Here is a 25,616-nt window from a genome sequence, read left to right as displayed (position 1 = left end):
CCGGACGACTCAGTGGTGCCTGGTGTGCCTGCGCACCTGGTCGGCCGCCTTCTCCGCCACCTCCTGCGCCTTGCCGCGCAGCATGTCGCTCCGGCCCGAGCGCTGCATGGACTTGTCGCCCATGGTCTTCCCGAGGGTTTCCTTCAGCTTGCCCTTGATCTGCCGCGCCTTGGCGTTGTGCTTGCTCATCAGGATCGGTGTCCTCTCGGGATCCGTGGTGCGTCCACGCACCGGTTAACCCTGCGCCTGTTCACCCTGCGCCTACCCGGGTTGCCCCGCAACCTGCACACCTTGACACCTCCGCGCCGCGCACCCGCGCACCCGCGCGCCTGCCCCGGCCCCGGCTGTGATGAAGTGGGCCCCGAACGCCCGCGCGGCAGCACGTGCGGGCAGGAGCGAGTACGGGAGGCGCCGTATGGCACGTCCGGTCACCATCGTCACGGGCGGCAGCCGGGGCATCGGCGCGGCGACCTGCGTCCGGCTGGCCGCCGACGGGCACGACCTGGCCCTCGGGTACGTCAGCAACGGCGCGGCCGCCGAGGAGGTCGCGCGGGCGGTGCGCGCCGCCGGCGCACGCTGCGTCACCGTGCGGGTGGACACCTCCGACGAGGCGGCGGTGGAGCGGCTGTTCGACACCGCGGCGGCGGCACTCGGCTCCGTGACCGGACTGGTGAACAACGCCGGTGTCACCGGTCCGCTCGGCCGGCTCGCGGACGCCCGCACCGAGGACCTGCGCCGGGTCATCGACGTGAACCTGCTGGGCTATCTCCTGTGCTGCAGGCGCGCGGCCCGCGACATGGCCGCCCGCGGTTCCGGAGCGATCGTCAACATCTCCTCGGCGGCCGCAACTCTGGGCGCTCCCGGCGAGTACGTCCACTACGCGGCGACGAAGGCGGCGACCGACGCCCTGACCGTCGGTCTGGCCAAGGAACTCGGCCCCCAGGGCATTCGTGTGAACGCGGTCGCCCCGGGCACCGTGAAGACCGACATGCACGCCGCCATGGGCGATCCCGACCGGCCCGCCAAGGTGGCCGCCGTGACCCCGCTGGGACGGCCCGGGGAGCCGACCGAGATCGCCGGCGCGGTCTCCTGGCTGCTCTCGGACGACGCCTCCTTCACGACGGGCACGGTCCTGCGGGTCTCCGGCGGGCGCTGAGCGTCCACGGGCGGTGAAGGCGCCCGGGCGCCCTGCGCGTGCCGCCGGGCGCCCGGCCGGCCCGCTCCGTACAGCCGAGCTCCGTACAGCGGACGACGGGCCGAGGGGCCGAGGGCGGGCCCCGCCTCGTGGAGGGCTTGTGCGGTCCGCGCACGGTGTAAGGGGCTCCGTCGCCGGCGCCCATATACTTCCGCCATGCCGCCCATAGCCGCCCGCCGTGCGACGGTCCGCGCATGACCGCCACCGGCACCCCCGCCCGCAGGCCCCGCATACTCGCCGACCTCACACCGCTGCGCGCCTCCGCCGACTACCGGCGGCTCTGGTTCGGCAACACGGTCTCCTGGATCGGCCAGGGCATGACCACCCTGGCGATCTCGCTCCAGGTCTACGACATCACGCACTCGACGTTCTCCGTCGGGCTCGTCGGTCTCTTCTCCCTCGTCCCGCTGATCGCCTTCGGCCTGTACGGGGGCGCCGTCGCCGACACCGTGGACAGGCGCGCGCTCGGGCTCTACAGCGCGGCGGGTTCCGCCGGACTGTCGGCCGCGCTCGCCGCGGCGGCGTTCGCGGGCTTCCACCACGTCTGGTTCCTGTACGGCGTCGTCGCGCTCCAGGCCGTGTGCGCCGCGCTCAACGCGCCCGCCCGCAGCGCGATGATCCCGAGGCTGCTGCCTCCCGAACAGCTGCCGGCCGCCAACGCCCTCTCGTCCATGACGATGACGTCCGGCATGCTGCTCGGCCCGATGCTGGGCGGACTGATCGTCGGCTACGGCGGCTACCAGTCCGCCTACTTCGTCGATTTCGTCGCCTTCGGCGCCGCGCTGTACGCGATGTGGCGGCTGCCGTCGATGCTGCCCGACCGCGACGGAGCGAAGGGCGGGCGCGCGTCCGTGCTCGACGGGCTGCGCTTCCTCGCCACCCGGCCGAACATCCGGATGACGTTCTTCTCCGACTTCTGCGCCATGATCCTCGCCCATCCGCGCGCGCTCTTCCCGGCCGTGGCCGGGCTCTGGTACGGCGGGGACGCCCGTACGACGGGTCTGCTCGTCGCGGCGCCCGCCGTCGGCGCGCTGCTCGGCGGGGTGTTCTCCGGCTGGCAGGGGCGCATCCGGCGGCACGGGGTGGCGATCCTGCTCGCCGTGGCCGCGTGGGGCACCGCGATCGCCGTGTTCGGTCTCACCAGGAACCTCTGGCTCGGACTGCTCTTCCTCGCGCTGGCCGGCTGCGCGGACACGGTCTCCATGGTCTTCCGCAACACCATGCTGCAGGCGGCCGCGCCGGATGAGATGCGCGGCCGCCTGCAGGGGGTGTTCATCGTCGTCGTGGCGGGCGGCCCCCGCCTCGGCGACTTCCTCGCCGGCTCGGTCGCCGACCTCACCTCGCCCGCCGTCGCCGTCACCGGCGGCGGGCTCGCCTGCGTCCTGGCGATCGGTCTGCTCACGCTGCGCGGCAGGGGCTTCGTGCGCTACGACGCCCGTCGGCCGACGCCGTGACGACCGTGGAGCCGTTCCCCCGGTGACGCTCGCGCCTTGACGCCGTCACGCCCTCACGCCGTCAGCAACGCTGTCACGCCTTGACGCCCTCACGCCGTCGGGTACGCGTCACGTCCTTGACGCCTTGACGCCTTGACGCCTTGACGCCTTGACGCCTTGACGCCCTGACGTCGCGGCGTCCGGAGGCCCGTGCCGAGGGCGGCCCTCGGCACGGGCCTCCGATCCCCGGACCCCCGAGGTGCCGGGCCCGTCACCGGACCTTCCGGTCCCCGGGGCGCCGGGCCCAGACCGCGTCCCCGAACCCGGCCTGGGGCCCGGGGATCCCCGGGGCCGCCCCGTTCGGCCGGGTCAGAAGTTGCGGAGCCTCAGCAGAGGCTCCTTGATGCCGTCGAGGTCCTCCGACGGCCAGATCCAGTCCATGCCGCCCGCGTTCACCAGCGCCGACTTCACATCGGCGGGGGAGGCGCCCGGGTGGGTCGCCCGGTGGAGGGCCGCGCCGCCCGCGACGTGCGGCGCGGCCATGGAGGTGCCGGACAGGGTGGAGTAGCCGCCGTTCCTGAAGGTGGAGCGGATGCACACGCCGGGGGCGATCAGGTCCACGTCGCGGCCGTAGTTGGAGAAGTCCGCCAGGGTGTCGTCCCGGTCGGTGCGGCACGTCGCGCTGCCGAGGCCGCCCGACTTGCCGTCGAAGTCGGCCAGTGCGCTGACCGTGATCACCTCGTCGTAGGCGGCGGGGACGAAGCCGGCCGCGTCGTTGTGGTCGTTGCCGGCGGCGACCGCGTAGGTGACGCCCCTGGCCACCGAGTTGCAGATCGCCTGGTGCATGGCGTCGTTGTTGGACTTGCCGCAGTTGCCGTCGTCCTTGCCCGAGCCGCCCAGGCTCATGTTGGCGACCTCGATCTCGTCGGCGTGCTCGGTGACGTAGTCGATGCCGCAGATGACGTTCGAGGTGCTGCCCGAGCCGAACGGGCTGAGCACCTGCACCGGCCAGATCCGTACGCCCGGTGCCACGCCGACCACGCCCGTGTCGTTGTCGAGGGCGCCGATCGTGCCGGCCACATGCGTGCCGTGACCGTGCATGTCCATGGGCGGCAGCATCGGGAGCCAGCAGTTCTTGCCCCCGGCCTTGTACACGTTGAGATCGGGGTGGCCCGCGTCGACACCGGTGTCGATGACCGCCACGTCGGCGTCGACCCTGGTGTCCTTGCCGTCGATCGCGGCAGTCGGGCTGAGGTCGGCCTCCGCCCGGTCCACACCGGTCGGCACCGACTGGGCGGCGATCCGCACCGGACGGTCGGGCTCCACGGACCGGACTCCGGGCTCGTCCGCGAGCGCGGCCGCCGTGGCCGCCGACATCGACGCCGCGTAGCCGTGCAGGGCGTGCCGGTAGACGTGCGACACCCTGGCGCCCATGGACGACGCCCGCACGACGGCGGCGTTCACGGCCGCGTCGGCGCTCCCCGCCTCGGAGGCGTCCTTGAGCGTCACGATGTACCGGCCGGTGGTCTGACCGTGGGTCTGGCCGGGCTGTGCGGTCGTGCCGGCGACCGCGGTGGCGGAGGGAGCGGCCGCGAGTGCCAGGACGACTAGTGCAGCGCCGAAGATCTTGGGCATCCCAGACCTTTCTTGAGTAAGTCGACGGAAGCCGACCGGCTTTCGCCGGGTCTGTTCCGGAACGTCAATGTCCTTGGCGCTTACAGCTAGCAGCTCGCGGGAGGTGCGGCGGTCCGACATCCGGGCGGTCACCGGATTGCTGACTACTCGTCATCCATATAGCTGCGTCATATGCCCTGAAGAATTCGCGGATCCCGGCCCCCGGCGGGCCGCGCGCGGTGGCCCGGCCGTCCGGGCGGTCCCACCCGGCGGCCCGACGCCCCGCCCCCGGCGGGCGTCCCGGTCGCACCGCACCCATGGCAAGTAGCCGCCATGGCAGATAACCGCCAACGCTCCGCCGCCCCAACCGACTTCCCAGCCCCCAGACTCGTCGCCAACGCCCGTCACCCCCCGTCACCGGGCGTACGAGGAGAGACATCCATGACCAGAGCGCCCGCGAGAAGGAGAGCCCGGCTGCTCGCCGCCGGCCTGTCCCTCGCCCTGCTCCCGGCCGGACAGGCCCTCGCCGCCGGGTCACCGCAGCACGGCACCGGGACCCGCGCCCCGTCCCAGGCCCCCGCCCGGCACACCGTCACGCTGATCACCGGGGACACGGTCACCGTCACCGAACTCGGCGGCGGACGCAAGGCCGTCGCCGTGGACCGCCGGGAGGGCGCCACCGGCGCCGTGCGCAGCGAGATCGTGGACGGCCGGGTCACCGTCGTACCCGACGAGGCCCGCCCCTACCTGGACGCAGGCGTCCTCGACGAGCGCCTCTTCGACGTCACCGGACTCGTCGCGCAGGGCGTCGACGGCGATCTCCCGCTGATCGTCACCTACGCCGGGGGCGCCCGTGCCGCCGCCCCGCGCGGCGGTGACGTCACCCGGGATCTGCCCAGCGTCGGCGGTGTCGCGATGACCGCCGAACCGGGCGTCCTCTGGAGCGCCGTCACCGGCTCCGGCTCCGGTGTGCGACGCACGTTCTCCGGAGGCATCGAGAAGATCTGGCTGGACGGCCGGGTGCGCGCCGACATGGCCGAGTCCAACGCCCAGATCGGCACTCCCGACGCCTGGCAGGCCGGGCTCACCGGAAAGGGCGTCAGGGTCGCCGTACTGGACACCGGGGTCGACGCGGGACACCCCGACCTCCGGGACAGGATCTCGGCGAGCAGGTCGTTCGTCGAGGGCCAGGAGGTCGCCGACAAGGACGGCCACGGCACCCACGTCACCTCCACCGTCGGCGGCAGCGGTGCCGCGTCCGACGGACGCGAGAAGGGCGTCGCGCCCGGTGCCGAACTCGCCGTCGGCAAGGTCCTTTCCGACGAGGGCTTCGGCAGCGAGTCGCAGATCATCGCCGGCATGGAGTGGGCCGCCAAGGACATCGACGCCAAGATCGTGTCGATGAGCCTCGGCTCCCGGGAGGCGAGTGACGGCACCGACCCGATGGCCGAGGCGGTCGACACCCTCTCCGCCGAGACCGGCGCCCTGTTCGTCATCGCGGCCGGCAACTCCGGCGCCCCCGGCACCATCGGTTCGCCCGGTGCGGCGGACTCGGCGCTCACCGTCGGCGCCGTCGACTCCGGGGACCGGGCCGCCTGGTTCACCAGCCAGGGGCCGCGGTACCGGGACAACGCGCTCAAGCCCGATCTCTCCGCGCCCGGCGTCGGCATCCTCGCCGCCCGCTCCCAACTGGCCCCAGGCAGCGGCCTCTACACCTCCATGGACGGCACGTCCATGGCCACGCCGCATGTCGCGGGCGTCGCGGCGCTGCTCGCCGAGCAGCACCCCGACTGGACCGGGGCGCAGCTCAAGGACGCGCTGATGTCGTCCTCGAAGCCGCTCGACGAGTCGCCGTACGCCCTCGGCGCCGGCCGGGTGGACGTACCGGCCGCGACGCGCGCCCGGATCACCGCCACCGGCTCCGCCGACCTCGGCTTCCTCGCCTGGCCGTACGACGGCAACGAGCCGGTCACCAGGACCCTCACCTACGCCAACTCCGGTGACACGCCCGTCACTCTGGACCTGGCCGTCGAAGGAGCTCCGGCCGGGGTCGCCACCCTCGCCGACTCCACCCTCACCGTTCCGGCCCACGGCACCGCGCGGACCACCGTCACCGGCGACGGGGCCAAGGCCGCAGTGGGCACCAACGGCGGCCGGATCACCGCCACCGCGGCCGACGGCACGGTCGCCGCCCGTACCGCCTTCGGCCTGGTCAAGGAGGAGGAGCGGTACACCCTCACGGTCCGGGTCAAGGACCGTGACGGGGCCCCGGCCGCGACCCGACTCGTGGTGCAGCGGCTCGCCGAGGGCGAGGACCCGTTCCCGGCCGACGTCGGCGCCTCCGGCACGCTCGAACTGCGTCTGAAGCCCGGCACGTACACCGCCTCGACCTTCCTCGACGTACGCGGCAGCAAGGGCGCCGACTCGCTCGGCCTCGGCTTCCTCGGCGAACCCGAGATCACCCTCGACCGCGATCGCGAGATCACCCTCGACGGCCGCCGGCTGCGCGAGATCCGCGCCGAGGTCGACAGGCGCACCGAGACCCGTCAGCTCCTCATGGAGTTCGACCGCGACGCGAACGGCGTCTCCTACGGCGGGGCCGTGCAGGTGCCGTTGACGTACGACTCGGTCTTCGCCGCGCCCACCCGCAGGCCCGCCACCGGCACCTTCGAGTACCGGACCGTCTGGCGGCTCGGCAAGCCGCTGCTGGAGGCGGAGGCCGGCGGCAAGCGCCTCGCCGACGCGACCGTGCAGCCCGGCAGCACCGTCCTCGACGGCGGCCTCGGGCTCCCGGTCGTGGACGCGGGCGCCGGTGACACGGCCGCCTACCGGGGCAAGGACGTGCGCGGCAAGGCCGTCGTCGTACGGCACACGGACGCGGTCGGGCCCGTGGAGCTCGCCCAGAACGCCGAGGACGCCGGCGCCAAGGCCCTGTTCGTCACCGACGACGTGCCCGGCCGGCTGATGGCCTGGTTCGGCACCGCCGACTACGAGACCCGTCCGCTGCACGTGGCCACCGTGGGCTCCGCTGACGGGGCGCGGCTGCGCTCCGCCGCCGCCCGCCACCAGCGGCTGGAGCTGACCGGCACCCGGTACACGCCGTATGTGTACGACCTCTCGCAGGGGCACCCGGGCGCCGTCCCGGAGGACCTCGTCTTCCGGCCCGGCAAGCGGGATCTCGCCGTTCTGGACAGCCGCTTCCACGGCACCCGCCCCGCGGACGGCGGCGAGTTCCGCTACTCGATCACCGACACGTTCCCGATCGGGTTCGGCTTCCCGGAGCGGATCGCCTTCCCGGCCGAGCGCACCGACTACGTCAGCACCGGCCCCGGCCAGCGCTGGCACGAGTCCGTCACCAACGGCCCCGACGCGATCGAGCAGCGCAGCGGCACGCCCGTGTACCGGGGCGGCACGCGCACGACGCTGAACTGGTTCCGGCCGGTGTGGCACCCGTGGCTCGGCACCGGTCTCGGCTGGGGCCAGCAGCGCACCGGCAACGACCTGAGGTTCAACACGCCGGGCTGGGGCGACTCGGGCCCCGACCACACCGGCTTCGGCAACGTCTGGGGCGACGACTCGATGACCCAGTTCACCGAGGTGTACGTGGACGGGGAGCGGGTCGACCGCCGGATGAGCTCCGGCGCGTACGCCTGGGACGTCAAACCGACCGAGCAGGAGTTCCGGGTCGTCACCGACACCACGCTGGACCCGGAGCGGTGGCGGCTGTCCACCCGCGGGCACTCCGAGTGGACCTTCCGCTCCGAGGAGACCCCGGCCGACCGCGAAACCCTCCTGCCGATGCTGAACCTCGGCTTCGACGTGGACACCGACCTGACCGGGAACGTCCGCGCCGGGCGCAAGCTCGACGTTGGGGTCTTCTCCGAGTACGTCAAGGGCGCCACCGGCACGGGCCGGATCACCGGGGCGACGCTGGAGGTGTCGTACGACGACGGGGCGACCTGGCACAAGGTTCGGCTCGACCACGAGCGTGGGGCTCGCGCGGCGTGGGAGACGTCGCTCACCGTGCCGAAGGGCGCCGGCTTCGTCTCGCTGCGGGCCTCCGCGTCGGACGACCGGGGCGGCTCGGTGAAGCAGGAGATCATCCGGGCGGTCGGCGTGGAATGACGCGCCGGCGGCACCGGTAGGGCAGGCCCGGTACGGCGAAGCGGCGCCGTACCGGGCCGTTCCACGCCCGGCCCGAGGGCCGTGGTTCTGCAGTGCGGCCCGGGTTCAGCAGGGCGGCGGGTCACCCGCCGGGCTGCGGCCCGGGTTCAGCAGGGCGGCGGGTCACCCGCCGGGCGCTTGGCGCGGCGGCGGGTGTCGACCGACCACATGTGGGTGCAGCCGGGGCACTGCAGGTGGACCACCGCGCCCTGGTTGGAGATCAGATAGCGCCAGTGCTCCCCGCAGTTGCGCCGGTCGGCGCAGGTGGCGCAGTCCCGTGCGTCGTCGCAGGCGGGGCAGGGCAGCCAGGCGCGGCGGGCGATGTCGGCCTGCGGATCAATGGGAAGGCGCACGGCCTGGGCCCCCTTCCGGAAGGACCCCGGCGGCGACGAGCATGTCGTACGTCCGCTGCTGCTCGGCGTCGAGACCCGAGTAGAGCAGCGCGTACGCCGCCTCCTCGCCCTCCAGCGCGGCCACGGGGTCCCAGTCGGGTCCCAGCGCGGCCACCACCTCGGCCCGGCGGCGGGCCTCCTCGAAGGTCAGGTCGATCTCGAACGGTATGAGGTCGGGCGAACGGTCCTGGTCCATGGGCGACACTTCCGGTGGTGCTGCGGTGCGGTGGCCCTCTCGGGCGGAGTGCCACGTCTACCAGAGGCGACCGCGCGAGGGAAGGGTTGCCTAAGTTGCTGTGACGCACCTCATGGGCCCCCACACGGACAACTCGGCCCCGCACGCCGGGTCGCGCGGATCCAGCGAACCGCAGGGATCCCCCGGGCCGCGCGGATTCCGCGAACCGCACGGTTCACCCGGGTCGCGCGGATCCCTCGAACCGCACGGTTCACCCGGGTACGGCCGGATCGCCGGGTCACTCTGCGCGGGCCACGATCCCCCGCACCACCCCGAGCTCGACGAGGTCCCGCGGCCGCAGCCGGAGCTGGTCGGCGGTCGCCGGTGTCTCGGAGGGGTCCCGCTTGAGGATCGCCGCGGCGAGTTCGGGCGCGATGACCGAGAAGTAGCTGTCGGGCGTGACCCAGGTGTTTCCGGGAGCGGCCAGCGCCAGCGCCCCGCCGGAACCTCCCTCGCCGATCACGAGCGTCGTCACCGGGACGCGCACCGACGCCACCGCCGCGAAGACGTCGGCGATGGCCGCGCCCGCCCCGCCCCGCTCGGCCTCGGCGTCGTTCGCGGCACCGGGCGTGTCCACGAGGGTGAGCACCGGTATCCCCAGCCGGTCGGCGAGCCGGACCAGCCGGGCCGCCGTGCGGTAGCCGGCGGGCCGGGTCGCGGTCCCGGCCTGGGCGGCGTACGCCACCACCCGGCCCTCCCGCAGGCCGAAGCCGCAGATCATCCCGGGGTCCGTACCGCCGCACCGGTCGCCGTGCACGTCCGCCCGCTCGTCGAACCACGCGTCGAGATACGCCTGCGCACGGGGCCGGTGCCGCGCCCGCGCCCGCCGCACGGCCTCCCAGCCGGTGGCCGCGGCGCCGTACGCGCCGTCGAGCGCCAGGGGCGGCGGGACCGGCGCGCCGCCCGGCACCGGCTCCCTGGTGCCGCCCGTCAGCAGCCGCAGCCACAGCGACAGCGCCGGACGCAGCCGCTCCGGGGCGACGACCGCGTCGATCTGCCCCGCGGCCAGCTGCCCCTCGGCCGTGTACGCCGACGGGTCCGCATCCGGCGGCCTGACCCGGGACCCGGCGAAACCGACCTGCGCTCCCGGCAGCGCGAGGATCACGTCCGCGCCCGCCCCGAGCGTGGCCCAGCCGCCGCCGGTGGTGGGGTCGCGGACCACCGCGAGCTGCGGCAGCCCGGCCGCGCGGGTCAGGGCCGAGGCACGCGCCACCCGCTGGAGCTGGCCGAGGGCGACCATGCCCTCCTGCATCCTGCTGCCGCCCGTCGCGATCAGCGACACCAGCGGCAGCCGCTCGGCGCGGGCGTGCGCGTACGCCTCCTCCAGCAGGTCCCCGGTCCGCCGGCCCAGCGACCCGCCGAGGAACCGGAACTCGAACGACACCAGCACGGCGGGCCGGCCACCGATGTGCGCCGTCCCCCAGACGACGGACTCCCTCTCACCCGTCCGCGTCTCGGCGCGCGCCCTCGACCGCGCGTATCCGTCCCACCCGAGCGGTCCGTCCCCGGAGCGGTCCTCGGCCGTTGTCTGCGGGTGCTCCTCGAAGACGTCGGCGGCCAGGGCCGCCGCCTCACGTGCCGTCAGGGCGTCAGCCATGGAGGGCCCGCTTCATGATCTTGCCCATGTCGTTGCGGGGGAGCGCGTCGAGGAAGCGGACCGTGCGCGGGCGCTTGTGCGGGGCGAGCTGGGCCGCGACATGGTCCGCGAGCTCGTCCCCGGACGGCGGACCGGCCGGATCGGCGGGCACCACCCACGCCACCACCCGCTCGCCCAGGTCGTCGTCCGGTTCGCCGGTCACCGCGGCCTCCCGTACCTGCGGGTGCTCCAGCAGCGCGTTCTCGATCTCACCGGCGCCGATCTTGTAGCCGCCGCTCTTGATCAGGTCCGTCGCCTTTCGGCCCACGATCCGCACCTGCCCGTCGGGGGCCCGGACCGCCATGTCGCCCGTGCGGAACCAGTCGCCGTCGAAGGCCGCCGCGGTCGCGTCCGGCCGGTTCAGATAGCCGGTGAACAGGTTCGGCCCCCGCACCTGGATCTCGCCGACGGTCTCACCGTCCAGGTCCGTGATCTCCGTCCCGTCCTCCTCCACCAGCCGCAACTCCACACCCGGCAGCGGGAGGCCCACCGATCCGGGGCACGGTTCGCCGGCCACCCGGACGCTCGTGTTCATCAGCGTCTCGGTCATTCCGTACCGCTCGACCACCCGCCGGCCCGTCGCCGCGAAGAGCCGCTCGTGGTCGTGGACGGGCAGCGCCGCCGAGCCCGACACCAGCAGACGTGCGCCGGCGAGGGACCGCGTCAGCTCCCGGTCGCCGCCCACCGCCTCCGCCAGCCGGTGGTACATCGTCGGCACCCCGAACAGCATCGTCCCGCCGGCCCCGAGCTCCCGCCCGACGCCCTCGGCCGAGAACCTCCCGAGGTGCCGCACCGAGCCGCCCCGCCGCAGCGGCCCCAGGACGCCGAGGATCAGCCCGTGCACGTGGAACAGCGGCAGGGCGTGGACGAGGACGTCGTCGCCCGTCCACGCCCAGGCGTCGGCCAGCGCGTCCAGGGTGGCCGCGATCGCCCGGCGCGGCAGCACCGCGCCCTTCGGGGGGCCGGTGGTCCCCGAGGTGTAGACGATCAGCGCCGGGGCCTCGGGACCCGGCTCGGCCGGCAGGCCACCGCCACCACCCACCGGTTCGTCCCCGGCCCCCGCCACGCGGACGTCGATCCGCTCCAACCCGGCCAGCGCGGGCGGCAGTTCGTCGTCCGGGCCGGCCAGCACCAGCCGCGGCGCGCTGTCACCGGCGATGTGGGCCAGCTCCCGCTCTCCCGTACGCGGGTTGAGCGGTACGGCGGGCACCCCCGCGAGCAGGGCGGCCACCACGCCGACGGCGGTCTCCAGCGTGGGCGTGGCCCAGACCGCGACCCTGCCGGCCCCGGCGATCCGCTCCGCCGTCGCCCCGGCGGCGGACGCCAGCGCGCCGTACGTCAGCTCCCGGTCGCCGAAGCACAGCGCGGGCCGGTGCCGTACGTCGCCGGACGTGCCGTCCGCGACGGCCGCCAGAGCCGGGAAGAGAGCACTCACGGGTCCGTCCTCCTCAAGTCGCTTCCGCACGGGGCAGGTCGTGGGCGCCCGCGGCCCCACCATTCTCCCCGCGAACACCTACCCGTGCGTAACGAACGCCCGGGCCCGGAGCGGGACGGGACGGTGCGCCGGCGGCAGGTCGGAGAGGGGCGGTCAGAGGGGCGTCTCCCACACCACCGTCGTGCCGCTCCTGGCCGAACCCTCGCCTCCGGGCGAACCCTCGCTCCCGGCGGCACCGCGCGGGGCGACACGGTCGGGCGCGGTGCCGTCCGGTGCGACACGGTGTGGCGCGGTGTCGTCCGGGGGCGCGTGGGCAGGCGCGGCGCCGGTCCGTTCCACGGGCGGCGGTTCGGTGCCGCGCCGATTCCCGTCGTCCGTTGCGCCGACGTCTGCGCCGACGTCCCGCGGCGCGTTGTCGCTGACGGTGAGGCGCAGGGCGCGGCGGCCGTCGGGGAGGGTCCCGGTGGCGTCGACCTCGACGTCGACCGCGGTGAGGCCCGGCCGCCGACGCGCCGCGGTGAGCGCGGCACGCAGTGCTGCGAGGAGCGCGTCTTGGTGCTCCTCGTCCACGAGGGCGTCCACCGGCCCGGCGAAGTGCACGGAGGGCCGGAAGCCGAGCCGGCCCGCGGCGCCGCCGGTCTCCCGCAGCACCCGGCCGCGGAAGGACGCCGACGCGTCCGCCGGGGGCTGCTGGAGAGCGAAGATCGCGGTCCGGACCTCCTGGATGGTGGAGTCCAGTTCGTCGATGGCCCGCCCGAGCAGCTCGTTCTCCGCCGACTGGTCCGCCGCCCGCCGCCGCGTCGACTCCAGCATCATCTCCGTGGCGAACAGCCGCTGGACGACGAGGTCGTGCAGATCCCGGGCGATCCGGTCGCGGTCCTCGTACACGGCGAGCTGCTCCCGGTTGTGCCGGGTGTCCGCGAGGACCAGAGCCATGGCTGCCTGGGAGGCGAACTGCGAGGCCAGCAGCCGCTCGACCGCCGTGTACGGGCGCCCGCCGCGCCGCCGCGGCAGGGCGAGCGTGCCGATCAGGCGCCCGCAGCTCTGCAGCGGCAGCATCATCGACGGACCGAACCGGTGCCGTACGGGCGTCGTCATCCGCGGGTCCGTCGCGGAGTCCTCGATGAAGACCGGCTCCCCGCCGAGGAGTTGGACGAGTACGTCCGAGCCGGGCTCGATGGTGGTGCCGATCAGGTCCCCGGGATCGTCGAGCGTCGAGGCCGCGACGATCTCCATGCCGCCTCCCGGGGTGGGCATGAGGACGACACCGGCGTCGGCGTCGGCGAGCACCCGGGCCCGCTCGGCGACCGTCATCAGCGCGTCAGCGGCGGCCTCGCCCGTGAGCAGGGCGTTGGTCACGGCCGCGGCGCCCTCGATCCAGCGCTCCCGCTGACGGGCCGTCTCGTACAGCCGGGCGTTGCCGATGGCGATACCGGCCTGCGCGCCGAGGACCCTCAGCAGCGCCAGGTCGTCCTCGGTGAAGGGGCCCTCGCGCTTCTCGGCGAGGTAGAGGTTGCCGAACACCTCGGTGTGCACGCGGATCGGTACGCCGAGGAAGGACTCCATCGCCGGATGTTTCTCCGGCACCCCGGCCGAGCGCGGGTCGCTGCCCAGGTCGTCCACGCGCAGGGGCCGCGGGTCCTCGATGAGAGCGCCGATGAGGCCGGTGTGGCCGCCGGGGAGCCGTCCGATCCGCTCCCGCTCGGCATCGCTCAGTCCGGAGGTGTACAGCTCGGTGATCGTGTCGCGTTCCGGGTCGACGACGCCGAGCGCCGCGTAGCGCGCGCCGGTCAGCTCGGTCGCCGAGTCCACGAGGTGCTGCAGCGTCGCGCGCAGTTCGAGGTCGGTGCCGACGCCGAGCACCGCCTCCAGCAGCGCCGGCAGCCGCTCGTACACCGGGCCGGGCGGCTCCGAGGCCCCGGGGGAGGGGCCGTCCGGCGCGGTGCCCGCCGGCTCGGAGTTGTCCGGTGCGGGGCCGTCCGGCGCGGTGCCGTCCCGCCCGGAGCCGTCCGGTGCGGGACCCTCCGACGACGTACCGGCAGGCGGCATCACCGGGCCCGGGTCCGGGGCGGGCTCAGGCGGTGAGCGGGGAGAGGACCATCGAGGAGATGTTGCCCTCCAGCATCTCCCCGAGTCCCAGCACCGCACACACGTCGGGCCGTTCGGCGATGAGGACCGGCATACCGGTCGCGTCCCGCAGCATCTGGTCGAGTCCGGGCAGCAGCGCGCTGCCGCCGACCATCATGATCCCGCGGTCGGCGAGATCGGCGACGAGGTCGGGCGGGCAGTCGCGCAGGATCTTGCCGATGCCGTCCAGCACCGCGGTGAGCGGTGTGTGGATCGCGTCCCGGACCGCGGCGGTGTCGACCCGTACGGACCGCGCCAGCCCGGTCGCCACGTCCCGGCCGTGGATCTCGGTGGTGGAGGGTCCCTGGAGGGTGAGGCCGTTCTCGCTGAGCGCGATCTGGAGGGGGCGCACCGACTGGCTCGGCAGCATCAGCTCGTGCTGGTGGCGCAGGTGCTGGATGACGGCGTGGTCCACGGCCTCGCCGCCGACCGGGATGCGGGCCGCGGTGACGATGGAACCGAGGGACAGGACGGCGACCTGGGTGGTGGCCGCGCCGCACATCATGATCATCGTGGCGGTCGGCTGCTCCACCGGGAGTCCGCAGCCGACGGCCGCGGCGATCAGCGTGTCGACCAGTTCGACCCGCCGCGCCCCGAGTCCGACCAGCGTCTCCACGGTGGCGCGCTGGGCGAGGGGATCTGCCTCGTGGGGGGTGCACGCGGCGGCGCGCAGCCGCGGCTTGCGGCGCAGCTGCCGGCGGAGCTTCTCGCCGAGCAGATGGCGGAGCATGCGCTGGGCCATGTCGATGTCGACGACGGTGCCGCCGGAGACCGGGCGCATCACCCGGATGTAGTCGGGGGTGCGGCCGGTCATCTGCTCGGCGAACTCGCCGACGGCGATGAGAGCGCCGTTGCGGATGTTGACGGCGGCGACGCTCGGCTGGTCGACGACGAGCCCGACGCCCTTCACGTAGACCCGGGTCCGCGCGGCGCCCAGGTCGACGGCGACGTGGCAGCGGCGCAACTGCTCAAGACTTACGGTCATGGCAGGTCCTCCCGAGACGGTTCCCTCCTCGCATCCTGCGATCGCCGGGCGCGTGACGCGCGCTGGGCTGAGCCGGTCGGGGGTGCGGTCCACGAGGGGACGCGTGCCGGGGCGTGACGTCACATCAGGAGGCGTAGGCGACGCGTTGCAGCAGGCCCCAGGTGAATTCCGCCACGCACGAGCGCCCGTCGGGCACCTCGAACGCGAGCCGCCAGCGGGTGGGCGCCGTGCCCTCCATCGGCCGTACCGGGGCGAAGGCCGCGGCGACCTCGTCGACCGTGCAGCACCAGGGGCGCAGGTCGTCCGCCGTCCGCAGCTCGGGCCCGGGGGCACCCGGCGCCCGTACGAGCCATTCGTTCCAGACGGCCCCGCCCGGCCCGGCCAGCACCTCGAACCGCAGGTCGGGCCACAGGGGGACGCGCCACCGCAGCGCGTCGCACTCCAGGTCGCCGATCCTGCGGCGGTCCGTGGACTCCGGTTCGCCGAGCACGGAGCGGTACCGGGCGAGGGACCCGCGGGCGCGCGGGGAGCGCACGATCGCCTGCCACCGGCGGTTCGCCTCCCGCATCTCACCGGCCGACGCCCCCAGCTCACGGCGGGCCTCCTCGACGAGTTCCGGCTGATGGTCGGCCATCCGGCGGAGCAGGACGAGCTGGAACGCGCGCGGTCCGAAGGGGTTCATGCCCTCATCGTGCCCGTATGGACCGGTCCGTGAGGACGGCCTGACCAGCCGACGTGCCGAGGAACTTCGGATTCCACACAGGATCCTCACAGTCCCGCCTACCTCAGGTGTCGCATCGCTGCATACGCTCCGGGAGCCATGGATTACTGCCACCAGTGCCGCCGACACCTCAACGGGGCCTTGGCGTGCGCCGGGTGCGGTACTCCCGCCGAGGAACTGCGCCACTTCCGGCCCGCCTCCGCCGCGGCCGAGAGCGACGTCGTCGTCGAACTGGGCGGCGCGTACGGCGACGAGGACCGGTCGCCGGCCGGCCGCCGCCGGGCCGGTGCTCAGGGCCGTCGCGCCCGCAAGGCTGCCGGCACCCGCAGGGCGCGCCGCAAGCGCGGGCGGAAGGTGCTCATGGGGACGCTCGGGCTGGCGCTCGCCGCGGGCGCGCTGAGCCTGGCGGAACTGGCCCGGGAGTCCTCCGGCGGCGGTGACGACACCTCCGTCGAGGTGCGTGAGCAGGAGTCCCTGGAGGTCGACGACATACCCGAGCCGACCGGCAGCGCGGAGCCGCCGCCGGGGCCGAGTGCGGTGAGCGAGCCGCCCACGACGACGTCCGCCACGGCCAGGCCGACCGGAGCGGTCGGGCGCGGCAGCCCCAGACCCACGGTGGAGGCGTCCGAGCCCCAGGAGGGTCCGACGGAATCGGCGCCGGCCGAGTCCGATCCGCGTGACGACGACGCCCCGTCCCCGACGGGCGACCCGTCGCAGGAGCCCTCGCAGTCGCCTTCGTCCCCGCCGCCGCCTCCGCCCCCCGCGGAGCCGTCGCCCTCACCGACGCCGACGAGGGACTGCTGGCTGATCTTCTGGTGCTCGTAGCGCCCTGAGCCCGTCCGGTACCGCGCCGCGCAGGGTGCCTACGCGCCGGCCTCGGCGCCCAGCATCCGCTGCAGCAGGTCCCGCAGCGTCCTGCGCTCCTCCGCCGACAGCTCCGCGAGCGGCTCGCGCGCGAAATGCAGGGCGTCGCGGAGCTCGCGGGCCGTCTGACGGCCCTCGTCCGTGGCCGCGGCTATCTTCACCCGGCGGTCGGCCGGGTCCGGCCGGCGTTCCACCAGGCCGCGCGCCTCCAGCCGGTCGATGATCCCCGTGACGTTCGACGGCTCGCACTTCAGCTTCAGGGCGATCCGGCGCATGGCCGTGGGCTCCATGGACAGCAGCCCGAGCACCCTGGCCTGCGCGCCGGTGAGGTGGTAGCGCGCCGCGACCTCCTCGTACTCGTCGTGGTACCGCGCCACGACGGTGCCGATGAGATCGACGACCTCGAGGGTCAGCGGGTCCGTGCGCGTGGTGGCCATGCCGTCAGCATACCCAGATACTTGACAACGTGAAATATTCAGTCGCATGGTTGTTTCAGAACATGAAGCATTTCTAGGAGGCCCGCACCATGCCCGCACTTCCCGCGACCAGCCGCGAATGGCACCTCGTCTCCCGCCCGCACGGCTGGCCCCAGCCTGAGGACGTCGCCCTGCGTGAGGCCCCGGTGACCGAACCGGGCGAGGGGCGCATCCTCGTCCGCAACCTCCACTTCTCCGTGGACCCGTACATGCGCGGGCGCATGAACGACGTGAAGTCGTACGTACCGCCGTTCCAGCTGGACCAGCCCATGGAGGGCGGCGCGGTCGGCGAGATCGTCGCTTCGAACGCGGAGGGCTTCGCGGTCGGCGACCACGTCCTGCACGGCCTCGGCTGGCGCGAGTACGCGGACGTGGAGGCCCGGCACGCCGTCAAGGTCGACGCCTCCGTCGCCCCGCTCTCCGCCTACCTCGGCGTGCTCGGCATGCCGGGCCTCACCGCCTACGCCGGGCTGTTCGAGGTCGCGTCGTTCAAGGAGGGCGACGCGGTCTTCGTCTCGGGCGCGGCCGGTGCGGTCGGCAGCCAGGTCGGCCAGATGGCGAAGCTGAAGGGCGCCTCGCGCGTCATCGGCTCGGCCGGCTCCGACGAGAAGGTCAAGCTCCTCGTCGAGGAGTACGGCTTCGACGCCGCCTTCAACTACAAGAAGGGCCCCGTCGCCGAGCAGTTGAAGGAGGCCGCTCCCGACGGCATCGACGTCTACTTCGACAACGTCGGCGGCGAGCACCTGGAGGCCGCGATCTCCTCGTTCAACGTGCACGGCCGCGCCACCATCTGCGGGATGATCGCCCAGTACAACGCGACCGAGCCCACCCCCGCGCCGCGCAACCTCGCCCTGGTCATCGGCAAGCGCCTGCGGCTGCAGGGAATGCTCGTCAACGACCACCGCGCGCTCCAGGGCCAGTTCGTCCAGGAGGTCGCGGGCTGGCTGGCCTCGGGCGAGCTGAAGTACGACGAGACGGTCGTCGAGGGCATCGAGAACGGCTTCGACGCGTTCCTCGGCCTGCTGCGCGGCGAGAACACCGGAAAGATGATCGTCTCGCTGACCCGCTGAGGGCTGTCCCGTAGTCACCGGTGGATCAGCTCGCGGCGTCGGATGCGGTGCATCGCAAGGCGGAGGGTCGCCCTCATACCGGGCGTACTCGGGCGATCCGACAACGCAGCGAGGTGCCGTGGCTGTCGACGCGCGCCGGCTGGGGATCGCGGACAGCCCTTAGACTCGGCTCAGCCGTCGCGGTCGTGGGCGCGAGCCGCGGCGAACGACAGAAGGAACCCAGACCCATGTCGATCCAGCAGTCCGACGTCCTGTACACCGCGGTCGCCACGGCGGAGAACGGCCGTGACGGCCGCGTCGCCACCGACGACGGCAAGCTCGACGTCGTCGTCAACCCGCCGAAGGAGATGGGCGGTTCCGGCGCGGGCACGAACCCGGAGCAGCTCTTCGCCGCCGGCTTCAGCGCCTGCTTCCAGGGTGCGCTCGGCGTCGTCGCCCGCCAGGAGAAGGCCGACGTCTCCGGCTCGACGGTCACCGCCGAGGTCGGCATCGGCAGGAACGACGACGGCTTCGGCATCATCGTGAAGATCTCCGCGGTCATCCCGAACGTGGACGCCGCCACCGCCCGTGAGCTGGTCGAGAAGGCCCACCAGGTGTGCCCGTACTCCAAGGCCACCCGCGGCAACATCACGGTCGAACTCGCGGTCTGACACGGGTGTGCCGGGCCGCCCGGCGCACCCGCCCGACGCACGGGACGAGGGCCGCACCCCCCGGGGGGTGCGGCCCTCGTCGCGCGCCCGGCCCGCCCTGCCCGCCCGGCCCCCTCGTCGCGGGCACGCCCGACTCACGGGCACACCGGACCGGTCGGTATCGCCGCCGGTCCGGCCACGCCCGTTCAGCGCAGCAGCAGTGCCCGGCCGACCTGCGCGAACACACCCTTCGGATGGTCGCGGAACAGCGGCTCGGTGCCGAACAGCACCACCGGGCCGCCGTACGCCGACGTGCCGCCGACCACCGACGCCCTGCCCGCCGCGTCCCGCGGGCCGCCCGTACCGTCCGCACCCGCCGGCCAGTGTCCCGACACCAGCGGGTTCCCGGAGGCGTAGTACTGCTCGGCGCGCACACCCCGGCCGAGGTCGGTGAACCACATCGGGGAGTAGACGAACGTGTGCGGCGGGGCGCCCGCGGTGATCCGGCCGGAATTGACCACCCGTACGACACCGTTGGCGTCCCCGTTGCCCTCCACCGCACGGACCGGCAGCAGACCGGCGGAGGCGTTGAAGGCGGCCCCCGCCGCGCCGGACGCGACCACGGCCGTACCGCGCCGGGTGAGGAAGCCGTCGAGGGCGGCCCGCGCCGCCGGGGTCAGCCTGGCGAGGTCCAGGCCCGAGGACACGAACAGCGCGTCCGCCGACGACCAGTCGAAGCCCGCGTTGAGCACGTCGGCCGACACAGGCACCACGTCGAAGCCCATCTCGCGAAGCGCGAACAGCTCCCCGGCGCTCACCGCTGCGGCCACCCTCGTCCGCCTCAGCGGTACCGGGCTCCGCTCCCCGGTCGCCCGGAACTCCACTCCGTACCGGGCGGCCGCCGCCCTCGCCTCCGCCCGCGCCGAGCCCGGCACCAGCGCCGAACCGTCGGCGGCCCGGCGCACCGGGACGCCCCGGGCCAGGAGGGAGTTGACCGCCGCCAGCTCCCTCGGGTCGTCGAGCCGCAGCCGGAGGTCGCCGCGGCGCGCGACGGAGCCCGCCGGCGCGGCGGACCGCACGGGCCGGCCGTCCACCCCGACGGCGCCCCCGGTCACCTCGTCCACGGTCGCGCCCCACAGCAGCCCGAGGCTCCAGCCCGAGATGTCGTACATCGTGGAGACGTCCGCGCTGATGTCCCGGCCGTCGGCGAGGATCACGTTCGCCAGGCCCCGCTTGGGCTGGTGCATGTCGACCAGGTACGTGCCGGCCGGGTAGCCGCGGCCCGCCGCCCGGAAGGGCGAGCGCGCCCGCTCCACGCGCACGTCGTTGGCGACCAGATGGTCCACGAGCCGCGCCGCCGCCGTCGCGCTGCGCTGACGGGCACCCGCCGGGATGACGTACGCCCGCGGGAACGTCGTCGTGTAGACGTCCTCCGGGCCGATCCCGGGCACGCCCGGCACGGTCGCCTCCGACACCGGCCGCTGGGCCTCACCCGCCGCGCCGCGCCGGAACGTCTCGATCTGGTCGGCGATCACGGACGCCCGGTGGGTGTGCGTCCAGTCGAGGGCGGCGCGCATCGCCGCACCCGCGATGTCCGTGTTGATCGCGGCCCTGCGGCGCAGCTCGGCCACGGGCAGGGTGTCGTACGACCGGTTGTTGACGGTCATCGGGAACTCGATGGTGTGCGAGGCCACCGCGCCGTGGAACGGCATGTACTGCGGGGTGAAGATCGGCGGCCAGTCGTCCCAGCCCTCCTCCTGGTCGCGGAAGGGGATGGCGGCCGGCTCGACGCCGTCCTTCTCCGGGGTGTAGCCGAGGCCGTTGACGGCCTTCTCCATGCCCAGCGCGTTCGCGTAGGCGTTCTTCAGGAAGAGGTCGTACTCGTAGTTCTCGCCGTGCGGCGGGGTGGTCGGCTCGATCAGCGTGCCGTTGACGTACCCGTGGAGGTCGAGCATCACCGCGGGCTGCTTGTCGACGGTGATCCGGCGCATCGCGCGGGTCTCCGGCTGGGAGGCGGTGATGAAGTCCCGGTTGAGGTCGAAGCCGTTGGCGTTGGAGCGGGTGCCCGCGATCCGGCCGTCCGGATTCGCGGTGAGGTTGACGTAGATCCGGTTCCTCGCGAGCAGGGACGCGGTCCGCGCGTCCTTCGCCCGCGCCAGCTCCTCGATGAGCCTCAGTGCGGCGTCGGTGCCCTCCCACTCGTTGCCGTGGATGTTGTTGTTGAGGAAGACCGGGGTCTTGTAGGCGGCCTTGACGTGCCGGTCCCGCGCCGCGACGGCGGGGCGGTTCTCGATGAGCTCGCGCATCCGCTCCTGGTCACGGGCCTCCTTGGCGGTCTCCGGAGCGGTGACGGTCACCAGGTACAGATCGTGCCCGCCGGCCGAGCGCCCGGCGATCTCGACGCTGACCCGGTCGCCCAGCCCCTGCAGGGCGTTCAGCCGGGGCGCCAGCGAGTGGTACGGGGCCAGCCCCAGCTTGACCGACTTGTCGGCGGGGTTCACCGGCGGGGGAGCGAGTGCCGTCCGCCGCGGATAGCCGCCGTCCTTGCGCAGCCCCGGCTCCGCGACCTCGAGGGCCCGCAGCGCGCCCGCCCCGACCGGGGCGGCGTCCCGCCCGGTGTCCCGGCCCGCTCCTTCGCGTACGTGGTGGGGGACGTCGGGCCCCGGGACGGCCGCCGCCGGGCCGGGGGCGAGGAGCAGCGCACCCGCCACGGCGACGGCGGCGGCGCCCGCGGTGGCGGCCAGGACGGATCTGGACATGCCCATGCGTACGGACCTCCGGTGGGTCGGAAGCGTTCGGTACGCAGGGTCTACCTGTTCAACTGGGGCACGACAAGAGGGGCTTGAGTGGCGAACGGGGGACGGTCCGCCGTGCCGGCCGGGGAGCCGCGGGACGGCGGCGCTGCCGGCGCGGCCCGCCGCGGAGCCCCGGTCCACAGGCGGGCGGACTTCGTCCACAGGCCCACGACCGGGGGTTCCGGTCCCCGTATAGGGTGTTGCGCATGCGTGATCTGGGTGCGGGCTTCGGCTACTTGGTGAAGGGGCAGCAGTGGGTGGGCCGGCACGGCCGGTGGTTCGGCATCGGGCTGCTGCCCGGGCTGATCACCCTCGTGCTGTACGCCGGAGCCCTCGTCGGGCTCGCCTACGGCGCCGACGACCTCGTGAGCTGGGCCACCCCGTTCGCGGCGGACTGGTCGTCGCCGTGGCAGGGGCTGTTCCGCGGCTTCCTCACGGCACTGGTCTGGGTCTTCGGCCTCTTCCTCGCCGTGATCACGTTCACCGCCGTGACGCTCCTGGTGGGCCAGCCGTTCTACGAGTCGCTCTCCGAGGCCGTCGACCGCTCCGAGGGCGGTGAGGTCCCGCGCTCCGGGCTGCCGCTCTGGCGCGAGCTGTGGATCTCCGCACGGGACAGCCTGCGGATCGTGATCCGCGTCGCGGTGTACGGCGTGCTGCTCTTCGCCCTCGGGTTCGTGCCCGTCGTCGGCCAGACCGTCGTCCCCGTGCTCGGCTTCTGCGTCACCGGCTTCTTCCTCGCCGAGGAGCTCACCGCCGTGGCCCTCCAGCGGCGACGGGTCGAGCTCAGGGAGCGCCTCGTGCTGCTCCGCGGCCGGCGCATGCTCACCCTCGGCTTCGGCGTTCCGCTGGCGCTGGCCTTCCTCGTCCCGTTCGTCGCGGTGCTGCTGATGCCGGGCGCGGTCGCGGGCGCCACGCTGCTGGTGCGCGACCTGACGGAGGACAGGGGCGAGGCGGAGCCCGGCGACGGGACTCCGGACCGCCACCCGTACCCGGCGCCGGAAGCGCACGCCCACCCTCAGCCGGGGCAGGCCCCGTACGCGAGCCGCAACCAGGGCCAGACCTCCGCGCCGTACGGCTTCGGCAAGGACGAGGCCCGCTCCTGAGGGCTGGCCCGTAGGACCGGCGGGCGGAGTGCCACCGCCCGCCGGTGGGTTTCAGCGGTGGGCCTCAGCGGTGGGCCGCCGACACCGCCACGATGGCCCGCACCTGGGCGATGATGTCCAGCCGGTTCCGTACGAACCCGGGGTCGGTCACGGTGCCCGTCGCCGGGTCGGTGTTGCCCGCGCCGAACTCGAGCACCGGTGTGTGCACATGGCCACCGGGCAGGGTGTCGTGCAGGCCGAGACGGTCGCGCAGCAGCGTGGCCCGGTAGGCGATCTCGTTGGACAGGTAGTTCCCGCCGCCTCCCGCACGGGCCGTGGAGCCGGAGGTCGGGCCGTCGGGGCGGACCACCGGTTCGGTGCCGCCCGCGGGTATCTCGGTGACGGACGTGTTGTCGTACACCGGGAAGCGTCCGGTTTCCGCGGCCACGACGGCCGCGTACGGCAGGGTCGTCGAGGTCCACTGCGGCTGTGCCGCGGGCCCGGCCACCGGCACGGTCTCCGTGCGCGAGACGTTCTCGTTGTCCGGGAAGCCGCCGCGCCAGGCGCCGTTGGTGCGCTCGATGTCGAAGCGCCCGACCCGGCCCTGGCTCACGGTCGTGAAGAGATCCGCCTCGGGCAGCCGTTGGCGCAGGGTCCGCTCGACGGTGCCGGCGGCGAAGTCCGCCCAGCGCACCGGGAAGACCGCGGTCTCGATCCGGGCCAGGCCGCCGTCCGGGGTGCGCAGCCAGGTGCCGTCGAGGGCGAGCGCCGTCGCCCCGCTCGGGTTGCTGATCCTGATGTCGCGGTCCAGGGTGAACGGGTCGAAGCCGGTCAGCACGATCCGCTTGAAGCCCTTGCCGACGGTCCTCCCTGCTCCCGGGAAGTCCATGGTGTCCTGGCCGCGGGAGGTCCGCTCCAGCTCACCGAGCAGCCGCTCGCGCGCCTCGGCGGACAGGGCGAACCGCGGCTCCCAGGCGCGCAGTTCTCGGGTCATGCCCAGCCGCGCCCAGTACAGCGGGCGGTCGTCGTCGCGGCTGAGGTCCCCGCGTGCGGGACCCCTGCCCTGCGCCCGGTCGACGGCCCGCCGCCACAGCGCCGAGCCGTGCCGGTCCACGACCCGGCCGGCCTCGGCGTACGAGTCCGCCGACCGCAGCGCCGCGGCGAACCCGCCCGCCACGGAGTCGAACCCACTGCGCCGCAGGATCTCCCGCGGCACGGCCCGGTCCAGCCGCTGCTCCTCCACGGCCGCCGCGGCCGGAGCCCCCGCCCCCGCCGGTGGTTCGCCCGCGCTCGCCGGGACCGTGCCGGCCATCGTGCCCGCCACCGCCGTCACGACCAGCACCCCGAGTGTCCGCCGCACACCGCATCCCTCCGCCGAAACCGCTCTGCCCGAAGTCGCCAGTATGGGAAAGAAGTTGGGGGCGTGACCAGAGGGGGAGCCGGTGCCTGCCGGGCGGGGGTGGCGGTCCGAGCGGGGCCGGACACGGCAGCGGAGCCCGCAAACGCGATACACGTCACGTGGAGGCCGGCGGTTCGGCGCGCCTGCACGACTCATGACGGGGAATCAGCATCCTGGAGGTTCGCCCCGGTTCCACGAGGTCCGGCGCGCCCTACGGGGAGCGCCACGCGACCGGTGATTCCCCGGGGCTCCCGATCACCCCGGGGCGGTCCCTGACAGCCGCCCCGGGGCCCGCCCGGTCCGCGGCCTACGCCGGCGGCCGCGCCGCGGTGATGTTCCGGTACGCGATCTCCGCCAGCCGGCTCTGGCCGTTCCTGCTCGGATGGAACCAGTCCCAGGGGCTCAGCTGCTCGCCGGTGAAGCGGTAGTCGAAGACGGCGTCACCGTCGTACCGGCAGCGCAGGTCCTTCGCGCAGACGTCCCGCAGCGCCCGGTTGTAGGCGACGACACGGTCGTGCACGAGCGCCCTGCGCTCCTGGGCCGCGGGGCCCAGGTCGTCCGCGTCCTCCAGCATCGAGGCGCAGATGCCGAGCTTCCAGATCTGCTTGCCGAGCGGATTGCCGCGCCCGGTCGACCAGAGCCGCTTCAGGTCCGGCACGCTCGACACGTACACGTGCGCCTTCGGCGCGGTGCGGCGCAGCGAGCGCATCGCGGCCGTGAACGACTCGGTGAACTCCGCGACCGGTGTCATCCGCGCGGGGGTGTCCCGGCAGGCGTCGTTGGCCCCCACCATCACCGTCACCAACTCGGGCCTGCGGTCCGCCGCCGCGGTCATCTGCGCGGGCAGATCGGCCATCCGCGCCCCGGACCGCGCGTGGTTCCAGGCGCGCTGCGTCGCGGCCGTCGTCCCCAGCAGCCTCAGCGCGAGACTGCGCACGGCCGTGTCGGTGCCGGTCGCCCAGGACACCTCGGGGCAGTCCGCGAACAGCGAGCAGGCGTCGAAGCCGCGGGTGATGGAGTCGCCGACCGCGGCCAGTGAGCCGGGAGCACGGTCCCAAACCCGCGTGGGGGACGGTTTCGGCCGCTCCGCGGACTCGCGCCGGGGCTCCGGGGGTGCGTCGCATCCGACCGGACCGGCCGTGATCGCCACGGCCGCCGCGACGGCAGCGGCGACGGCGCGGCGCCGGATTTCACGCATCTGCCCTCCCCCGAGGCGTCCTGGCGGGTGAATGCTTGGTGCGTACGGGGCCCGGGAGGGGCTGTACGACACACCTGGGCCCCCGTCGCACGGTAGCTTTGCCCACGTCGAACCAGAGGCACCTGGCTCGCCGGCTCCAGTAAATTACATCACGTCATATGCTGTC

At 74.0% G+C, this 25,616-nt stretch carries 20 protein-coding genes; 7 read left to right on the top strand and 13 right to left on the bottom strand.

From position 1 onward, the window contains the following. Positions 1-9 precede the first annotated feature (9 nt). Entirely contained in the window at positions 10-189 is a 180-nt protein-coding gene (locus tag BLT82_RS20110; protein WP_093656748.1) for a CsbD family protein, read from the bottom strand. A gap of 226 nt (positions 190-415) precedes the next feature. Here BLT82_RS20110 and BLT82_RS20105 point away from each other — a divergent pair, with 226 nt between their 5' ends. Together BLT82_RS20105 and BLT82_RS20100 are read left to right on the top strand one after the other, a co-directional pair. Continuing rightward, the gene (locus BLT82_RS20105) at positions 416-1,156 is read left to right on the top strand and encodes an SDR family NAD(P)-dependent oxidoreductase (RefSeq protein ID WP_093656746.1); all 741 of its coding nucleotides are present in this window, start codon (positions 416-418) and stop codon (positions 1,154-1,156) included. A gap of 233 nt (positions 1,157-1,389) precedes the next feature. Then, positions 1,390-2,649 (top strand): MFS transporter, encoded by a 1,260-nt coding sequence (locus BLT82_RS20100; protein WP_093656743.1) that lies wholly within the window; start codon positions 1,390-1,392, stop codon positions 2,647-2,649. A 348-nt stretch (positions 2,650-2,997) separates the two neighbouring features. Here BLT82_RS20100 and BLT82_RS20095 read toward each other — a convergent pair whose 3' ends face one another. Next, entirely contained in the window at positions 2,998-4,263 is a 1,266-nt protein-coding gene (locus BLT82_RS20095; protein ID WP_093656741.1) for a S8 family peptidase, read from the bottom strand. A 420-nt stretch (positions 4,264-4,683) separates the two neighbouring features. On the opposite strand from BLT82_RS20095, the gene BLT82_RS20090 reads away from it, so the two are divergent. Then, the gene (locus BLT82_RS20090; protein WP_093656739.1) at positions 4,684-8,367 is read left to right on the top strand and encodes a S8 family serine peptidase; all 3,684 of its coding nucleotides are present in this window, start codon (positions 4,684-4,686) and stop codon (positions 8,365-8,367) included. Between the two features lie 146 nt (positions 8,368-8,513). On the opposite strand, the gene BLT82_RS20085 is transcribed toward BLT82_RS20090, so the two are convergent. From BLT82_RS20085 to BLT82_RS20055, 7 genes are all read right to left on the bottom strand, one after another. Further along, positions 8,514-8,759: a hypothetical protein gene (locus BLT82_RS20085; protein WP_093656737.1), complete on the bottom strand. Its 246-nt coding sequence runs from the start codon at positions 8,757-8,759 to the stop codon at positions 8,514-8,516. Beyond that, positions 8,743-8,994, bottom strand: a complete 252-nt coding sequence (locus BLT82_RS20080; RefSeq protein WP_093656735.1) for a DUF6400 family protein — start codon at positions 8,992-8,994, stop codon at positions 8,743-8,745. Before BLT82_RS20080 ends, BLT82_RS20085 begins: the two co-directional genes overlap by 17 nt. 277 nt (positions 8,995-9,271) lie before the next feature. Then, positions 9,272-10,630 carry a carboxyl transferase domain-containing protein gene (locus BLT82_RS20075; RefSeq protein WP_093656733.1) on the bottom strand — a complete coding sequence of 453 codons (1,359 nt, stop codon included), beginning with the start codon at positions 10,628-10,630 and terminating at the stop codon, positions 9,272-9,274. After that, a complete protein-coding gene (locus BLT82_RS20070; RefSeq protein ID WP_093656731.1) occupies positions 10,623-12,104 on the bottom strand; it encodes an acyl-CoA synthetase in 1,482 nt (493 codons plus the stop codon). Before BLT82_RS20070 ends, BLT82_RS20075 begins: the two co-directional genes overlap by 8 nt. 153 nt (positions 12,105-12,257) lie before the next feature. Continuing rightward, positions 12,258-14,153 (bottom strand): GAF domain-containing protein, encoded by a 1,896-nt coding sequence (locus BLT82_RS20065; protein ID WP_244292053.1) that lies wholly within the window; start codon positions 14,151-14,153, stop codon positions 12,258-12,260. 25 nt (positions 14,154-14,178) lie between these two features. After that, on the bottom strand, positions 14,179-15,216 hold the full coding sequence (locus BLT82_RS20060; RefSeq protein ID WP_093656729.1) for a rod shape-determining protein: 1,038 nt from the start codon (positions 15,214-15,216) through the stop codon (positions 14,179-14,181). A 124-nt stretch (positions 15,217-15,340) separates the two neighbouring features. Continuing rightward, positions 15,341-15,898, bottom strand: coding sequence for a hypothetical protein (locus BLT82_RS20055; protein ID WP_093656727.1), 558 nt, complete (start codon positions 15,896-15,898; stop codon positions 15,341-15,343). 138 nt (positions 15,899-16,036) lie between these two features. Between BLT82_RS20055 and BLT82_RS20050 the strand changes: the two genes are divergently transcribed. Then, complete coding sequence (locus tag BLT82_RS20050; RefSeq protein WP_244292052.1) at positions 16,037-16,762, top strand: SCO2400 family protein; 726 nt, start codon at positions 16,037-16,039, stop codon at positions 16,760-16,762. Positions 16,763-16,800: 38 nt separating this feature from the next. Here BLT82_RS20050 and BLT82_RS20045 read toward each other — a convergent pair whose 3' ends face one another. Beyond that, on the bottom strand, positions 16,801-17,238 hold the full coding sequence (locus BLT82_RS20045; RefSeq protein ID WP_093656723.1) for a MarR family winged helix-turn-helix transcriptional regulator: 438 nt from the start codon (positions 17,236-17,238) through the stop codon (positions 16,801-16,803). A gap of 89 nt (positions 17,239-17,327) precedes the next feature. Between BLT82_RS20045 and BLT82_RS20040 the strand changes: the two genes are divergently transcribed. Both BLT82_RS20040 and BLT82_RS20035 read left to right on the top strand, forming a co-directional pair. Further along, positions 17,328-18,347, top strand: a complete 1,020-nt coding sequence (locus BLT82_RS20040; RefSeq protein ID WP_093656721.1) for an NADP-dependent oxidoreductase — start codon at positions 17,328-17,330, stop codon at positions 18,345-18,347. Between the two features lie 227 nt (positions 18,348-18,574). Further along, positions 18,575-18,997, top strand: a complete 423-nt coding sequence (locus BLT82_RS20035) for an organic hydroperoxide resistance protein (protein WP_093656719.1) — start codon at positions 18,575-18,577, stop codon at positions 18,995-18,997. Positions 18,998-19,182: 185 nt separating this feature from the next. Here the strand turns inward: BLT82_RS20035 and BLT82_RS20030 are convergent, their stop codons facing one another. Further along, positions 19,183-21,741 carry a M14 family zinc carboxypeptidase gene (locus tag BLT82_RS20030; RefSeq protein WP_093656717.1) on the bottom strand — a complete coding sequence of 853 codons (2,559 nt, stop codon included), beginning with the start codon at positions 21,739-21,741 and terminating at the stop codon, positions 19,183-19,185. Positions 21,742-21,977: 236 nt separating this feature from the next. Between BLT82_RS20030 and BLT82_RS20025 the strand changes: the two genes are divergently transcribed. Continuing rightward, the gene (locus BLT82_RS20025) at positions 21,978-22,874 is read left to right on the top strand and encodes an EI24 domain-containing protein (protein ID WP_093656715.1); all 897 of its coding nucleotides are present in this window, start codon (positions 21,978-21,980) and stop codon (positions 22,872-22,874) included. Positions 22,875-22,938: 64 nt separating this feature from the next. Here the strand turns inward: BLT82_RS20025 and BLT82_RS20020 are convergent, their stop codons facing one another. After that, positions 22,939-24,165 (bottom strand): pyroglutamyl-peptidase I, encoded by a 1,227-nt coding sequence (locus BLT82_RS20020; RefSeq protein WP_244292056.1) that lies wholly within the window; start codon positions 24,163-24,165, stop codon positions 22,939-22,941. Between the two features lie 394 nt (positions 24,166-24,559). Next, entirely contained in the window at positions 24,560-25,450 is an 891-nt protein-coding gene (locus BLT82_RS20015; protein WP_093656713.1) for an SGNH/GDSL hydrolase family protein, read from the bottom strand. Positions 25,451-25,616: the final 166 nt, after the last annotated feature.

This window comes from Streptomyces wuyuanensis (assembly GCF_900103455.1).
Classification (GTDB): domain Bacteria; phylum Actinomycetota; class Actinomycetes; order Streptomycetales; family Streptomycetaceae; genus Streptomyces; species Streptomyces wuyuanensis.
Note: the sequence above shows the minus strand (reverse complement) of the source record. Positions and strands in the feature narration are given on the sequence as shown.